Raw genomic sequence first — 14,908 nt, forward strand, 5'->3', positions numbered from 1 at the left:
TAGCTCCTTACTTTACTTCGTCATATGCGCGCTGTATGGCGATCATATTTGCATCAACAATTTTCTTAGGCAGTTTATCTAATATTCTCATCATATTCTCTTTAAAGAATTCAATATCATACATACCCGATATCTTCATAAAAGCACCAAGCATCGGTGTATTAGGAATAGGACGTCCAATCGTTTCTTGTGCAATTTTAATACAGTCAACCGTGTAAACATTTTTGCCTTCAAGTTTTGGCACAGAGGCGACAAGTTCTTCTGTACTCATATGTGTTGTGATGATGTATTTTGTATCATCTTTCCCGTTTACCGTCACATCTGTTGTGTATACCAAGGCAGGATCTATAACAAAAACATAATCAGGTTCCATATATTTTTCATGATTCATAATTACTTTGTCATCCACACGATTATATGCTGTCATCGCAGCTCCACGTTTTGCAGAACCGTAAAACGCAAATGCCTGTACATGTTTACCAGTTGTAGAAATAACGTCTGCCAAACCCTTGGCACCTGTAACAGCACCTTGGCCGGCACGACTATGCCATCTAATCTCTAGCATAAATTCTCCTTCAATTTTCAAGAAACTTATCTTTAACAATTTTTTTTAATTCTTAAGCTCAATTTTAGAACAGAGCCACTTAAAGTTAGCTTGATAATATGATTAAGATTAACTTATACTGTAAAATATGCGGTTTTTCTACTTTTCAGGTAACAGATTGCATCCAAAGAATCATTAAATATAATTTCAGAAAACTTTTTTAAACTTTTTTCCTCTTCATATCCGCTTAAAACACCAATGGAATTGACACCGGCATTTTTTGCCGACAAGAGATCCATCTGTGTATCTCCGATCATCCATATCTCTTTGTTTTTTGTATCAAAACTCTGCAGAGCTTTTAAAATCGGTTCCGCATGCGGTTTGGGATTTTGCACATGTTCTCTGCCGACAAGGACCTCAAATTTATCCATTAATCCGAAGTGTTCCATTAAAATCCGGGAGTATTTTCCTGTTTTTGTTGTCACTATTCCCAAAGATGCAAATGCGGCTGCCGCTTCTACGGCCTCTTTGGCATTTGGCAGGAGTTTTGTTTTTTGTGTAGAGATTTCTCTGTAATGCTCTTTATAGGTAGTGACAAAGTCCAAAACAAGTGCTTCATCCACCCCGAGTTCTCTGTACATTACATCCAAAGGATGTCCGATAAGTGCCTTTATCTGTGCATCATCGGGTACAGAGAAGCCGTGCACTGCAAAGGAGTTGTGAAAACTCTCCAAAATTGCCTCTGTAGAGTCTATAAGTGTACCGTCCAAGTCAAATAATATTATCACGTCAGTTTTTCTCCCATTGTATGTAGTTGTGCCATATACCGCTTTGTGCCGGTTCTATATGCTTTATCTTTTTGTTCACAGCCGTAATGGCATTTGGAATATACAAAAAAAGATAAGGATTGTCATCTGCAATGATTTTAAACATCTTTCTCCACAGCCGTCCCAGTTTTTTTCTCTCAATCGTCGCCTGTGATTTTTCTATCATTGCGTCTATTTCACTGTTGTGATAACCTACAAGGTTAAAACCGCCCGGTTTGTCACTTTTTGAGTGCCAGAACATATAGGGGTCGGGTGTAGGCGAGAGTCCCCAGCCCAAAAGAACCGTGTCAAATTTATGCGGAAAAACCACCATATTTAAAAAAGCCTGCCATTCCATGACTCTCAGCTTGACAATTACACCGGCTTTTTGGAGCTGATACTGCAGTATTTCTGCCGCATACGGACGAATGGAGCTGGCATTTGAAGTGGCTATCTCAAAAGTAAAGGGATGGTCTGCATCATACCCTGCCTCTTTTAAAAGTCTTTTTGCCTCCCCAATATTTTGCGTCGGCGCTTTAACATCAGGATTAAAGGCAATGGTTCCTGGCAAAAAAGGACCCGTGCAGACCTTTGCATGTTTTAAAAAAAGAATGTCGATGAGTTCCTGTCTGTCAATCGCCAAAGAGAGTGCACGTCTGACTTTGGGATTTTGAAACTTCTTTTTTCGCAGATTAAACCCGAGATATGTATAGGAGAGAGTGATTTTTTCATATATATTAAAGTTTTCAAAAAATTTCTGTGTAAGCTGTCTTTCATAAACGAAAGGCTCTACACTTCCGATATCGAGTTGTCCTGATTTAAGCATCAAAAATCTTGTCATTGCATCACCGATAACATGAAAAGAAACAGTATCTATCTTTGGTCTGCCCTCAAAATACGCATCAAAAGCAGAAAGCTCTATGTTTTTTGAGTATTCAAGACGTGTCAGTCTATAGGGACCTGTACCTGTCGGATGTGTATTAAAAGAGGCGTTCATCAGGTTTTTTTCGTTTTTTAGAATATGTTCGGGGAGTATCCCCATCATCCATGTCTCAAGTGCTTTAAAGTAGGGTTTTGTATATCGTACTTCTACCTTGTAGTCATTGATAATCCTGACACTTTTGACAAAACGAAAATCTGAACTGTAAGGCGAAACTATTTTATCTGAGAAGAGTGTCTTATAGGTAAAGAGCACATCCTTGGCAGTGAATTTTTTGCCGTCATGCCACAAAACATTTTTTTTGAGTTCAAAAACAAGTGTCTGTCTGTCTTTAAAATAAAACTTCTCTGCCAAATCCCCTATAATCTCTTTGGAATCTTTGTCATATTTGACAAGCCCGTTAAATATAAAAGAGCTTATTTCCGAGGAAGAGGAATCTGTCGCCAATACAGGATTGAGCCTTGAAGGATTTGAAGATGTGGCCAGATGCAGGGTGGCTCCGTTAAGAGTACCTAAGAAAAAACCCAAGGAAATAAAAAGAAAAAAAAACGTCTTTGCCATTACTGTACAACTTTACCATTTACCGTAAGTTTACTGTCTTTAAACACTATGTCAAAATAGACACTCTGCGCATCCTCTTTTGCATAGGATACAATCACCGCTGCCGCAGGAGTATCTTCTATCATTTTGAGATAAAGAGCCTTTGCCATTCTTATCTTCATATTCATCTCTTCATTTTCCAAAAGCAACAGAGGCGACATCTTGAGTTTTTTGGAAAAATCTTTGTCCTGTGCTATTTTCAAATCACTTTGAATTTTCATACTGCCAAGTTCTTCAATGCTGTTGAGTGTTATATTTTCAAAAGAGAGGTCCGACACCTTTACATGTAAACCGTGTGCAAGCATTGCAAGCAAGACCTGCTGCCTTATCTGCTTTGACTGTGCGAGTAACTGCGAAAACTTTTCATAGCTTTGTTTGTCCAAATCCTCAATAGAGATATCGCTGTTCAATGCTTTAAGAGAAAAGTCTAATTTATTTGTGTGAAATACCAAAGTATCTATGAAGCTTTTGGAATGCAATACCACTTTGTCATCTTTTTCAGAAGCAGAGGAAGCCATATCCGCATTATCAAGAGATATATTGATATCATCCTGAGAATTTTTCATCAAAAACCTGATTTGAAATACTTTAGTATCTGTTGTATAGTGGGAAAAAGATGTAAATTCACTCCTGTTTTGCAAATTATTTATCTCAAAAGAGAGTGCATTTGCAGCATCTTCCAAAGCAAGTTTCATTGTCTGTATATGAAAAGTCAGCTTTTGTGCTGCAAAAATGTTTCCCTCTCCGCTGAACCTGGCACCTTCTAACTGCATACGCATATTTGCATTCTTCTTCACACTGTAATTTGCATCTATATCTTTGACAAAGCCGTTAAAATCATTACTGAGCACATTGTACTCTACATGATACAAAAGCCCTTTTGCATCAAGAAAGTCACTGAAATATCTGTAGGCCTGTGGATTGTTTTTTTTCATCTCCTGCATAAGCGTATTTACAAGCTGCAAAGGATACACCTCTACAGTCACAGCCTTTGAAAAGGGGATATTGCTGTAGGCGACATCTGCGCCTATTGTCGCACCTTGAAAAATTTTCTCTACAGCCGGCGGCACTGCTGATTTTGTGTAAGAACGTAAATAGTTTTGCAGTGCCTGTGTATCTTGCAAAACAAATTCAAAATGCTGTTTTGTGTTAAGATAACCGGTCTCTTTTGTGCTCTTTTTAAGTACCAGACCCTGTGACTGCAAAACCTGAATATTTTCATCTATAAGTTTTTGCATGAAACTGTTGCCGAAAAACGGAAAAAGAAAAATTATGAGTAGAGTAATGAGTGTTAGAATGAGTGTTGTTTTTTTCATAGAAATACCTGCTTTTTTATGGAACAGACATTATATACTAATAGAGTTAATTTATTCCAGTCAGGCACTTACTTTGCAAAGAGGAGATAAAAAAGAATTTTACCAATGCAAAAAGCATTGATAAAAGAAACGAATTAACGTTTAGAGAACTGGCGAGAACGACGAGCTTTACGCTTACCTGGTTTCTTACGCTCTACAACGCGTGAATCACGAGTCATCATACCTTCAGGTTTGAGTACTGTTTTGAGTTCAGGATTATATGCTACCAAAGCACGAGAAATTCCGTGACGAAGTGCATCTGCTTGACCACCGAAACCACCACCAAGAGTAGTTGCCACGATATCTACATTCGAGTCTTGTTTTGTAAGAACGAGTGGTTGCTTTACACGAAGTTTTTTCGCTTCAAGTCCACCTAACCACGCATCTAATGAAAGACCATTGATAGTAATTTTTCCTGTTCCAGGAGTTAACCATACTTTTGCTATAGACGCTTTACGACGACCTGTTGCATAAATTTTTGTTGCCATAATAATCCTTACTTAGCTATTTGTGCAGTGTGAGGATGCTCAGCACCTGCATAAATTTTTAATTTTTTCAGCATTTTAGCACCAAGCTTAGTTTTAGGAAGCATACCGCGAGTTGCTAATTTATATAGTTTCTCAGGGTTCTTTTCTAAAAGCTCAGTCATTTTAACACTCTTAGTGCTACCGAAGTACCCAGAGTGAGAAAAATATTCTTTATTTGCTATTTTTCCAAGACCGTTAAATTTTGCCTTAGAAGCATTGATGATAACTACATAGTCACCACAGTCTATATTAGGAGTAAAACATGGTTTGTTTTTTCCACGAAGTATAGTAGCTACTTCAGTGATCATACGACCAAATGTTTTACCCTCAGCATCAATCAAAACCCATTTTTGATCGATTTGTTCAGGAGTTGCAATTTTTGTAAATTTCATTCTCGAACCCTTCAAGTAATTTTATTTGATGGAAGTATAACTACATAAACTTATAAACAACTGAATTTAAGTCATTTATAAGCTTTGTCTAGGTAAATCCCACGAAAAATAAAACAAATCTTAATCAATATAGTTTGATTCAATCAATTGAACACTAAAATCATCACGATAAAGAGCATTTCTTTTAATATCTGCCATTGTAGTTTTACCGGTTAGGAGTACCTTTTTATCTTTGTTCTCATTTAAAAACAACTGATAAAGATTAACAGTAAAACTTCTAAGAATAGCTATAGAGAAAGGCTCTTTATATGCTATATGGTCATCTTCTTCAGTAAGCATATCTAAGTGATAGTGATATGTTTCCACTCTCCAATGTTGCAGTATCTTTTGAAGAAACTCTTTTGCAGTTGTTTTAAAGTTAGCCATTAAATATTGAGTTGAAATTGTAACTTCACCAGTCTGTGCATTTGTTAATGTTTTCGTCACTTTAATGAGTGATTGAATATTTTGAAAGTTCTCATGATACATAACTAAATCAGCACTTTTATTTTGAAAAACTTCTACTTTTCGAGAGACTCTTTTGTTGTTTTCAGTTAAATAGCTATCTTCATCATCAACTCTATCTGTAGGCTGATTAAACTCTTCTATGGTCTTTATAGCTTTCTCTTTGAGGTGTTTCTGGTTATCTTTGAGTTTTGCTATATATCTGTTACCTTGCTCATCAATAGTGTTGAGAATCTCTGATTGAGTAAGCAGTGCATCAAAGGAAAATATCTGTCCTTCATTGCTAAAAATATTATCGTTTAAAACCTCTTTGAGTGCAGTAATTTCGCTACTCTTATTTTTATCTAAAAACTTGTGAGCAAACACTATTTTTATATCTTTATCCAAGATATTTAGTATTGCTTTATGTCTTTCCTGTGTGTATTGACCATTCACGTCGCTACCTCTCAGCCACTTCCCGTCAATAGCAATATTTTCTTGTGCAATGAATGGAAAAAAGAACTCTCTAAATACTTTTTCCAAAGCATTATTATCTGTGTTTATCAATAAACGATGATATGTTGATTTGGAAGGAATCGTTATCTCTTCTTTATCAAAAATCTCTTTGAGTATTGCATTGTCTTTGTTATATATCATCCATGAAAATATATCCTTAAAAGTTGTATTTCCTTTGATAAGTGCAAAAAGTGTCATGAAAAGAACTTCGTGCAATGAATATTCTATCTTCCCTGTATCTACTCTATAGTCTGGGATACTTTTTAGCGATTCAAGTAAGGCTTTTGTGCGTGTTAATTTGATGGTAAACTCCTTGTTTTAGGAGTCTAAGCAATATTTCTTCCAGTTCTTTTGAATCTATTGATTAAGATTTATTTTATTTTTCGTGGGATTTACCTAAGCTTTGTCGATTAGGGTTTCTCTGCTATAATCTTGGAATGAAAAATTATCTTATTATACTTTTATTCTCCTTTACAACTGTTTTGGCAGGCACTCTCAACATTGCAACTGCGGCAAATGTCAGCTATGCCCTTCCTCAGTTGATAAAAGAGTTTCAAAAAACACATCCGCAAACAAAAATACAAATGACCATCGGCAGCAGTGGAAAACTCACAGCACAGATAATGCACGGCGCACCTTATGACATTTTTCTCTCTGCAAATATGGCCTATCCAAAAAAATTATACGAAAAAGGCTTTGCTCTGAGTAAACCTATTGTGTATGCCCGGGGCGCGCTTGCTCTTTTTAGCACAAAAAAAAGAGACTTTTCTCAGGGAATTGCGCTGGTTCTTGACAAAAACATCAAAACTATAGCCATAGCCAATCCGCAAACCGCACCTTACGGAATAGCAGCGCGTCAGGCACTGCAAAATGCCTCTTTATACAGTAAAATCAAAAAGAAACTGATTTACGGAGAGTCTGTCGGACAGACTGTTGCCTATGCAGTTACGGCAGCTGATTTGGGCTTTATCGCCAAGTCTGCACTCTTTTCTCCCAAAATGAAACAGTATAAAGAAGCTGTCAATTTTAAAGATGTCGATCCTAAACTCTACACACCTATTGCACAGGGCATAGTTTTGCTCAAGCATGCCACAGACAATGCAGACGCACAATCTTTTTACACCTTTTTACTCTCACAACAGGCAAAAGAGATTTTCAAAGCCTACGGATACAGTGTACAATGAGTACAATTACAGCAAAAGTAGCAGCAATCCAAACAGTACAAAACTTACATGTAGTACACTTTACATGTAATGAGAGCACTCTGGGTATGATGAGCCTTGAATTACCAAAAGCACTCACACGCAACACAGAAGTTCTCCTTACATGTAAACCCACAGCCATCGCCATCGCAAAAAATCTCCAGGGAGAGTTGAGCCATGCAAACCAGTTACATGTAATGGTACACTCCATTGAAGTCGGAGAGCTCTTGTCTGTTGTAGTGTTACAATTTCATGACGATATTTTAGAATCCATCATCACAAGTGATTCTTTGAAAAGAATGCAGTTACATGTAGGGGAATCTGTCATCGCTCTGATAAAATCAAGTGATCTGTCACTCAAGGAGATACTCTCATGAGTTTTGAGCCCTTTATACTCTCCTTCAAACTTGCAGCTTTGACAGCTTTTATACTCTTTTGTATTGCCCTGCCGCTTGCCTGGTTTCTCTCGCAGACAAAATCACGAACAAAACCTTTTTTAGAAGCCCTCACTGCTCTGCCTATTGTATTGCCCCCTTCTGTTTTGGGATTTTATCTGCTTTGGGCATTTGCATACAGTTCCCCAATCGGTCACTTTTTTGAAGAGACTTTTGGTGTCAAACTTGTTTTTTCTTTTACAGGGCTTGTTGTGGCAAGCTGTTTTTATTCTTTGCCCTTTATGGTCCAGCCTCTGCAAAACGGTTTTGAGAGTCTTAACAAAAATATACTTGATGCCAGTTACATTGCCGGTAAAAGCAAACTCCAAACGCTGTTTTTTGTCGCCCTGCCAAATATGAAACCGGCGGTACTGACTGCCGTCATTGTCACTTTTGCCCACACGGTCGGAGAGTTCGGCGTTGTCTTGATGGTAGGCGGCAGCATACCGGGTGAGACAAAGGTAGCCTCTGTTGCCATTTATGAAATGGTGGAAAATATGGACTACACTGCCGCACATATCTACAGCGCCATAATGGTGGGCATCTCTTTTATAGTGCTTCTGAGCGTTTACATCTTCAATGCCAGACACAACAGAAGGTTTGGATTATGATACATATAGATGTCACAAAAACACTCCACGGAGCCGAGGGCATTATGCCTTTACATGTAAAGCTTAGCATAAAAGAGGGCGAATTTGTAGCACTTGGAGGAAAAAGCGGCAGCGGAAAAACAACACTGCTTCGCATCCTCGCAGGACTCGAAGAAGCACAAGGGAAGATAAAAGTACATAACACATTTTGGTTGCAAAAAAACAGATCACTTCCAGTGCAACAAAGAGAAATTGGTTTTGTCTTTCAGGATTATGCCCTTTTTGAAAATATGAGTGTAGAAAAAAATCTGCTTTTTGTCAACAATGACAAAAAATTAGCCGAGCATCTTTTAGGACTCACCGAACTCTCCAGTCTCAAAGAACGCTATCCAAACAGCCTCAGCGGCGGCCAAAAACAAAGAGTCAGCATCTGCCGTGCCTTGATGAAAAAACCAAAAATATTACTGCTTGACGAACCACTCTCTGCACTTGACCCCGCCATGCGGACAAAACTGCAAAACGAACTGCTTGTGCTGCATAAAGAGTTTGGCACGACATCCATTATGGTCAGTCATGACCCGAGCGAAATATACCGCCTTGCCTCTCGTGTCATAATGTTACAAAACGGAAAAATTATCAATGACGGCGCACCAAAAGAGGTTTTACTCAAAACACAGGGCAGCCAAAAGTTTTCTTTTGAGGGAGAACTGCTCGATATTAAAAAAGCAGATGTCATCTACATTGCCATTGTAGCTATAGGACAGCAACTCGTCGAGGTTGTCGTCAGCTCCGCAGAAGCCAAAAATCTCCAAATCGGACAAAGTATCAGACTCAGTACAAAGGCTTTTGCTCCGACTCTCACACAAAACTAGAATTTTTCTGCAGTGCAAACACCAGCCGGCACTGAAGTACCGGTTCCGAATTTGTTTTTTCAAAAAGCCCATATTTCAATATTAATTTTGTTGAGTTGGACAGTTTTTCGGAACCGGTACTTCAGTGCCGGCTTTGCGTCTGTAAAGCCTAAAACCTAAATTACAGCAAAAAATTTAGTTTTTCTCACAAGTCACGCTTTAGCATAGAAAGTAGCGGTTATTACACAATATTAATAATTCTACCCCCCCCCGCAACGCCATTAAGTTAAGCCTACAACCACCTAATTTACGAACTTCCTGCTGATTAGTTTCCAACATTTTTCTTCTTCATTTTAAGATAATTTATCGAATTGGTGGCTATGGTGGACTTTTGTATATCTTTATCCAGCCGTGGTTTTGATTTCCTATTTGGTCGAATTACTATTGTATTTGTCAGAAAAAGTTTCTCCATCTGCTCAAGCATATCTTCTATTGGTTCATCCAAATAAAAAAGGTCAAATACCTTATGTTTGATGATATTAAAAGAGACTGCTTTATTTACTTTTTGGATATATTTATTCTCTTTGGTTTTCTCTTTTAGGTCTTGGTTTATGTCGTATGTCATGGCAGATTCATAGTTTGTCAAAAAGATAGTTGCAAAGAAATCTTGTTTTACTGATAATGCACTTTGACCTGTAAAGTTTTCTAAAGAGAGTCTATTTTTTATCAAATCAAAGTATGTCTCAATTCCCCATCTAAGAGAGTATAACTCTTTAAACTCTGATGTTTTAAGTACTTCTCTATCAAGTACATTTGTTGCCAACACTTCTACAGTACCGTTATCTAAAATTACCTGTACAAATCGTATTTTTAACTTTGTAGGTAAATTCAGACTTTTTAGATCATCTCTTATGATTTTAGGAGCATTTATCTCAAGTATCACATCTTTTTTTTCACTATGTGGAGCAAAAAGAAACTTAGCTTTTGAGAAGCTATTTGTTCTAATACGACAAACTATTTTTGTTTTATTATAAGCAACTGCAAAGAGTTCAAATGATGGATAACCTCTATCCATAAGCACTAAATCATCCTCTTTACAATACTCAAAGTGATTCATCGCTAGAGTTCGCTCATCATAAGCTATAAGCTCATTTATTTGACTACTATTTTTATTCTCAATACAAGAATCAAGTGCAATATTATTAAGCACATCAAAGAGGCAAGATACTCGTGCTTGAGAGACATCTTTAGCATAATCTTTTATCTGACATTTAACCTTCATAGGATTAAACTCTTTTTTTACATCCTCTGTATTTGGAAGTGTTACAATAGAACCATCTACAGCTAAGATTCTATATCCTTTATAGGTTTCATAATCTCCATCTTTGTAAAAGATTTCAGCTGCCATCTGTGCAAACTCTTCAAATGCTGTATAGTTAAGTTTCGCTCGTGCTTGCGTATATGCACTATTAGAGATAGTGACATCTTCACCTAAAGCAAGTTGTGTATCATTAATGCTGTTTTGTAAAGATTTATTACTCTTTTTAATCATCATAGTCATAATTTTAGCAAACCCTAGCTTTCTATCCCTTGTAAAAGAATTTATTCCAATTTTATGTTTCATCTGGAAAGATTCTTCTCTTTTTTTGTCTTTAAAAACTCCCGAAATTTCGATAGTTTTTTTTAACATAACCAACCCTTAATATATAAATATATTATACTCAAATAACACTTTCAGATAGCTTTGAAATCCCTATATTAAGTGGTTTGTAAAGATTTTACAAAATGTTTTTTATAGTTTTTTTTAAAACTTCAAGCTATTTTTTAGTTCTTCTCATTGCTTAACTTAATGGCGTTGACCCCCCCCCGTTTATTATAAATAAATATTAATTATATATATGCTAAGCTATATTCAATCAAGATTAGGAAGTATAATGATGTCTGAAAAATATTGGGAAATTTTAGTCGTTGATGATGATGTTGCTGTGCATAATGTGATCAAAAAAGAACTGCAAAATATTTCAATTCAAAACAAACCTGTAAAAATCCTCCATGCACATAATGCTCAAGAAGCCAAAGAACTCTTAAAAGACAACTCCGATACTTCAATCGCTTTTATAGACATATCTATGGAAACACCAGATGCTGGGCTGAAGCTTGTAGAACACATAAGAAATGTTTTGCACAATACAAACTTAAGAATCATTATGATAGACAGCGGAAACTCCCCTGTTCCTGCAAATAAAATTTTTGATTTTTATGATATTAACGGGTACAAAGAGAGAGCAGAGATACTGAGTGACAAATTCTATCTGATTGTCAGAACTGCCCTCAAACAGTACGAGCAGTACAAAGAGATAAAATCCAGCAGAGATGAAATCTACAAGAAAATGACAACCAATAATGTCACCAATCTGCCAAACAGAATCAAACTCTCAGAATATCTCGACACAATGGGAGAAAAATCTCTTATACTCATCAATATAGATGACTTCAGTCTCATCAATGAACATAACGGATTTGACTTCGGCAATGAAGTACTGCGTGCTTTTGCAAAATTTCTGGAGAAAAAATACGGCAGATATGCCCAGGTTTTTCATCTGCATTCCGATAATTTCGCACTCTTGTGTGTTAAACTCGAAAATGAAACAACCGAAGAGAATATTTTACGCATCAAAGACGATATTGCAAAATATATTTTTACCGTCAACGATATAAAAACACGCCTTACCGCAAGCATAGGGATTGCACTCTATGAACGGGGCAATATCATCCAAAAAGCGGAGTTTGCCCTCAAAGAGGCACGCCGTTACGGCAAGAACAGTATTCAAAAATATACAGATAATTTAAACATACTCCGGACAATTCATACCAATTCATTATGGAGCACACGAGTACGCGATGCCCTGCACAACCATAAAATGCATACCTATTTTCAGCCTATTTTGGAAGTAAAAACCGGTAAAATCATTAAATACGAAGCCCTTGTCAGACTTGAATACGAGAATGAAATCTACTCTCCTTTTCATTTTTTGGATGCGGCACTCTACAGCGGGCAGATATTTAAAATATTTCAGTTTGTCCTTGAAGAGGCCTGTAAAAAAGCCACCCAAAGCACTTGCTTTTTTACGGTAAATATCAGCCAGTATGATATGCAGTACCCTGATTTTTTGCAAACAGCAAAAAGAATACTCAAAAAGTACAATCTGCCACACTCCAGAATAACATTTGAAATTCTCGAAAATGACAGTATTGCCCACAATAAAAACATTCAGGCACTTTTAAATGAACTCCATACAGAAGGCTTCCGTCTTGCCATAGATGACTTTGGTGCCCAGTGTTCAAACTTTGGACAGCTGAACAACCTGCCCATAGATTTTATTAAAATTGACGGAGCCTACATCAAAAATATCGTAACAGATGAAAACTCTCAGATAGTTACTACCACTATTATTGACTTTGCCCACAAAAAAGGCATTCCGGTGATTGCCGAGTATGTCTGTTCCAAAGAAGTGTATGATTATGTAAAAGCTTTGGGTGTAGAATATGTGCAGGGGTATGAAATAGCAGAACCGAAACCTGAGTTACAGGAATCAGACTCCTTGTCTCCTTAGTACAGACAAAAAGCCTTTCCTTCTGACAATCCTCATTTAATTGATTAATAAAAGTTTTATGAGCAGCGATATATAATAGTTACTAACGCATGGAGTTCATAATGTCTACAAAATTTTGGGAAATACTACTGGTTGGCAATGATGCTTTTGTCCACGATATTTTAAAGGAAAAGTTGGGAGATGCCGTCATTTTCCATAAAAAACTCAAAGTACTCCATGCACACAACGCAGAAGAAGCACGAAAAATCATTCAAGACAATAAAGATATCGCTGTTGCCTTTATAGATATCAATATAGAAAAGCTGAGCGGCGGACTGCAGTTAATCAACTACATTCGGGCACAAATCAGTACTACTATGCGCATAGTCATTATAGACAGTGTAGACTCAGCTGTTCCAACTGATGAAATTCTTGAGCATTATGATATAAATGACTACAGATCACGCGCCTGCATAGAGTCTCAAAAATTCTTTCTGACTGTACGCGCAGCCATCAAACAGTACCAGCAGTTTAAAGATATCCAAGACAAAAAAGATGAAATTTACACGAAGATGACTACAAACGAGGTGACAAAACTGCCAAATCGGCTCAAACTCTCTGAAAATCTCAGCAGTACAGGAAAGAAATCTCTCATCCTTATCAATATTGATGATTTCAGTGTTATTAACAACCACAACGGATTTGATTTTGGAGACAAGGTTCTGCGGGCTTTTTCCCGATTTTTATTGGAAAAATATACACAGGATGCCCAGATTTTTCACCTTGAAGCAGATGTTTTTGCCATGCTCTATACACAGGGGGACACGCTCACAACCGAGCAGAGAATTACAAAAGTAAAAGATGACATCTACAACCATCTTTTCTCCATCAACGGTATTAAAATACACCTGACTGCCAGTATCGGCGTGGTACTTGATGACTATGGAAACATTATACAAAAAGCAGAATTTGCCTTAAAAGAGGCCCGTCTGTATGGAAAGAACAACCTGAAGAAATACAGTGATGACTTGACAATTCTTCGAACCATTCATTCAAATTCCCTGTGGACAGGAAGAATCCGGGATGCCCTGAGTGAGCATAGGATTCTTACCTATTTTCAGCCTATAAAAAATCTTAAAACAGATAAAATTGAAAAATATGAAAGTCTGGTCCGCATAGAGTATGAGGGTGAAATCTATTCTCCCTACCATTTTTTGGATGCCGCCCGCTACAGCGGACAGCTCTTTGAAATATTTAAAATAATCCTTGAAGAGGCCTGTAAAAAAATTCAGACCAGTGTTTATAATTTTACTGTCAACATCAGTGACTATGACTTGAAACATCCGCAGTTTATGGCAGTTGTGAAAAAAAATATCGAAAAATACAGCATCAGTCCGGAACGACTGACCTTTGAAATTTTGGAAAACAACAGTATCGCAAAACACAAAGAGATTCAAAAAACGCTTAATATTTTGCATGATCTCGGGTGTAAACTAGCCATTGATGATTTCGGTGCAGAATGTTCAAATTTCGGACAACTCAACAACCTAAAAATTGATTTTATAAAAATAGACGGGGTATTTATAAAAAATATCGTTGCAGACAAAAACTCTCAAATCACTGCAAAAACAATACTCGACTATGCTCACCAGAAAAATATTCCTGTAATTGCCGAATTTGTCTGTTCCTTGGAAGTTTATAACTATGTAAAAAAAATGGGTATAGATTATGCCCAGGGTTATGAGATATCGGAACCTAAACCTGAACTGTCTTAATGGCAGTGAACTTCCAGGTCATACTAACACTCAAATGGTACCAGTTTTTAAATATCGTTTTGAAAGTTTGTTAAATAGGGGATTATGGTGCGCAGAGGGGGATTTGAACCCCCACACCCGAAGGCACAACGACCTCAACGTTGCGTGTCTACCGTTCCACCACCTGCGCTTATATTATGCTATTTTTAACAGTTATCACACCCACCTCAACGTTGCGTGTCTACCGTTCCACCACCTGCGCATTTGTGTGGTATAAAAGTGACCTGACTCGTAAAGAGTCAAGTCTGAGGTATATTTAGT

Annotated in this window: 14 protein-coding genes and 1 tRNA gene; 6 read left to right on the forward strand and 9 right to left on the reverse strand. The window is 37.1% G+C overall.

Going from position 1 to position 14,908, the window contains the following annotated elements; all coding sequences use genetic code 11:
* Window positions 1-7: 7 nt before the first annotated feature.
* The 7 genes from FJR45_RS11030 to FJR45_RS11060 form a co-directional block, all read right to left on the reverse strand.
* Entirely contained in the window at window positions 8-565 is a 558-nt protein-coding gene (locus FJR45_RS11030) for a pyruvate flavodoxin oxidoreductase subunit gamma (RefSeq protein WP_193150577.1), read from the reverse strand.
* A gap of 113 nt (window positions 566-678) precedes the next feature.
* Window positions 679-1,332, reverse strand: coding sequence for an HAD family hydrolase (locus tag FJR45_RS11035; protein ID WP_193150578.1), 654 nt, complete (start codon window positions 1,330-1,332; stop codon window positions 679-681).
* Window position 1,333: 1 nt separating this feature from the next.
* Window positions 1,334-2,851 (reverse strand): peptide-binding protein, encoded by a 1,518-nt coding sequence (locus FJR45_RS11040; RefSeq protein WP_193150579.1) that lies wholly within the window; start codon window positions 2,849-2,851, stop codon window positions 1,334-1,336.
* Window positions 2,851-4,206, reverse strand: coding sequence for a YdgA family protein (locus FJR45_RS11045; RefSeq protein ID WP_193150580.1), 1,356 nt, complete (start codon window positions 4,204-4,206; stop codon window positions 2,851-2,853). The genes FJR45_RS11040 and FJR45_RS11045 overlap by 1 nt, the downstream gene beginning before the upstream one ends.
* A 134-nt stretch (window positions 4,207-4,340) precedes the next feature.
* Window positions 4,341-4,733, reverse strand: a complete 393-nt coding sequence (gene rpsI / locus FJR45_RS11050; protein ID WP_193150581.1) for a 30S ribosomal protein S9 — start codon at window positions 4,731-4,733, stop codon at window positions 4,341-4,343.
* A gap of 8 nt (window positions 4,734-4,741) precedes the next feature.
* Window positions 4,742-5,164 carry a 50S ribosomal protein L13 gene (gene rplM / locus FJR45_RS11055; protein ID WP_151899450.1) on the reverse strand — a complete coding sequence of 141 codons (423 nt, stop codon included), beginning with the start codon at window positions 5,162-5,164 and terminating at the stop codon, window positions 4,742-4,744.
* Between the two features lie 120 nt (window positions 5,165-5,284).
* Window positions 5,285-6,466, reverse strand: a complete 1,182-nt coding sequence (locus tag FJR45_RS11060) for an ISAs1 family transposase (RefSeq protein ID WP_226966524.1) — start codon at window positions 6,464-6,466, stop codon at window positions 5,285-5,287.
* A gap of 134 nt (window positions 6,467-6,600) precedes the next feature.
* Here FJR45_RS11060 and modA point away from each other — a divergent pair, with 134 nt between their 5' ends.
* Genes modA through FJR45_RS11080 form a run of 4 tightly spaced genes read left to right on the forward strand, consistent with a single transcriptional unit; the run spans window position 6,601 to window position 9,261 of the window.
* Window positions 6,601-7,347 carry a molybdate ABC transporter substrate-binding protein gene (modA, locus tag FJR45_RS11065; RefSeq protein WP_193150582.1) on the forward strand — a complete coding sequence of 249 codons (747 nt, stop codon included), beginning with the start codon at window positions 6,601-6,603 and terminating at the stop codon, window positions 7,345-7,347.
* Entirely contained in the window at window positions 7,344-7,742 is a 399-nt protein-coding gene (locus tag FJR45_RS11070; RefSeq protein WP_193150583.1) for a TOBE domain-containing protein, read from the forward strand. Before modA ends, FJR45_RS11070 begins: the two co-directional genes overlap by 4 nt.
* Entirely contained in the window at window positions 7,739-8,410 is a 672-nt protein-coding gene (modB, locus tag FJR45_RS11075) for a molybdate ABC transporter permease subunit (RefSeq protein ID WP_193150584.1), read from the forward strand. The genes FJR45_RS11070 and modB overlap by 4 nt, the downstream gene beginning before the upstream one ends.
* Complete coding sequence (locus FJR45_RS11080; RefSeq protein WP_193150585.1) at window positions 8,407-9,261, forward strand: ABC transporter ATP-binding protein; 855 nt, start codon at window positions 8,407-8,409, stop codon at window positions 9,259-9,261. Before modB ends, FJR45_RS11080 begins: the two co-directional genes overlap by 4 nt.
* A 304-nt stretch (window positions 9,262-9,565) precedes the next feature.
* Here the strand turns inward: FJR45_RS11080 and FJR45_RS11085 are convergent, their stop codons facing one another.
* A complete protein-coding gene (locus tag FJR45_RS11085) occupies window positions 9,566-10,930 on the reverse strand; it encodes an IS4 family transposase (protein ID WP_193150409.1) in 1,365 nt (454 codons plus the stop codon).
* A 247-nt stretch (window positions 10,931-11,177) separates the two neighbouring features.
* Here FJR45_RS11085 and FJR45_RS11090 point away from each other — a divergent pair, with 247 nt between their 5' ends.
* A complete protein-coding gene (locus tag FJR45_RS11090; protein ID WP_193150586.1) occupies window positions 11,178-12,854 on the forward strand; it encodes a two-component system response regulator in 1,677 nt (558 codons plus the stop codon).
* A gap of 101 nt (window positions 12,855-12,955) precedes the next feature.
* Complete coding sequence (locus FJR45_RS11095; protein WP_193150587.1) at window positions 12,956-14,608, forward strand: EAL domain-containing response regulator; 1,653 nt, start codon at window positions 12,956-12,958, stop codon at window positions 14,606-14,608.
* 85 nt (window positions 14,609-14,693) lie between these two features.
* On the opposite strand, the gene FJR45_RS11100 is transcribed toward FJR45_RS11095, so the two are convergent.
* Window positions 14,694-14,777, reverse strand: a tRNA-Leu gene (locus FJR45_RS11100).
* Between the last annotated feature and the right edge of the window lie 131 nt (window positions 14,778-14,908).

Source organism: Sulfurimonas sediminis, assembly GCF_014905115.1.
In the GTDB taxonomy this organism is placed as follows: domain Bacteria; phylum Campylobacterota; class Campylobacteria; order Campylobacterales; family Sulfurimonadaceae; genus Sulfurimonas; species Sulfurimonas sediminis.

Coding starts and splice junctions, on each gene's coding strand:
- FJR45_RS11040 (WP_193150579.1), bottom strand. CDS start 2,851: ATGGCAAAGACGTTTTTTTTTCTTTTTATTTCCTTGGGTTTTTTCTTA.
- FJR45_RS11085 (WP_193150409.1), bottom strand. CDS start 10,930: ATGTTAAAAAAAACTATCGAAATTTCGGGAGTTTTTAAAGACAAAAAA.
- FJR45_RS11030 (WP_193150577.1), bottom strand. CDS start 565: ATGCTAGAGATTAGATGGCATAGTCGTGCCGGCCAAGGTGCTGTTACA.
- rpsI (WP_193150581.1), bottom strand. CDS start 4,733: ATGGCAACAAAAATTTATGCAACAGGTCGTCGTAAAGCGTCTATAGCA.
- FJR45_RS11095 (WP_193150587.1), top strand. CDS start 12,956: ATGTCTACAAAATTTTGGGAAATACTACTGGTTGGCAATGATGCTTTT.
- FJR45_RS11045 (WP_193150580.1), bottom strand. CDS start 4,206: ATGAAAAAAACAACACTCATTCTAACACTCATTACTCTACTCATAATT.
- rplM (WP_151899450.1), bottom strand. CDS start 5,164: ATGAAATTTACAAAAATTGCAACTCCTGAACAAATCGATCAAAAATGG.
- FJR45_RS11070 (WP_193150583.1), top strand. CDS start 7,344: ATGAGTACAATTACAGCAAAAGTAGCAGCAATCCAAACAGTACAAAAC.
- FJR45_RS11090 (WP_193150586.1), top strand. CDS start 11,178: ATGTCTGAAAAATATTGGGAAATTTTAGTCGTTGATGATGATGTTGCT.
- modA (WP_193150582.1), top strand. CDS start 6,601: ATGAAAAATTATCTTATTATACTTTTATTCTCCTTTACAACTGTTTTG.
- modB (WP_193150584.1), top strand. CDS start 7,739: ATGAGTTTTGAGCCCTTTATACTCTCCTTCAAACTTGCAGCTTTGACA.
- FJR45_RS11080 (WP_193150585.1), top strand. CDS start 8,407: ATGATACATATAGATGTCACAAAAACACTCCACGGAGCCGAGGGCATT.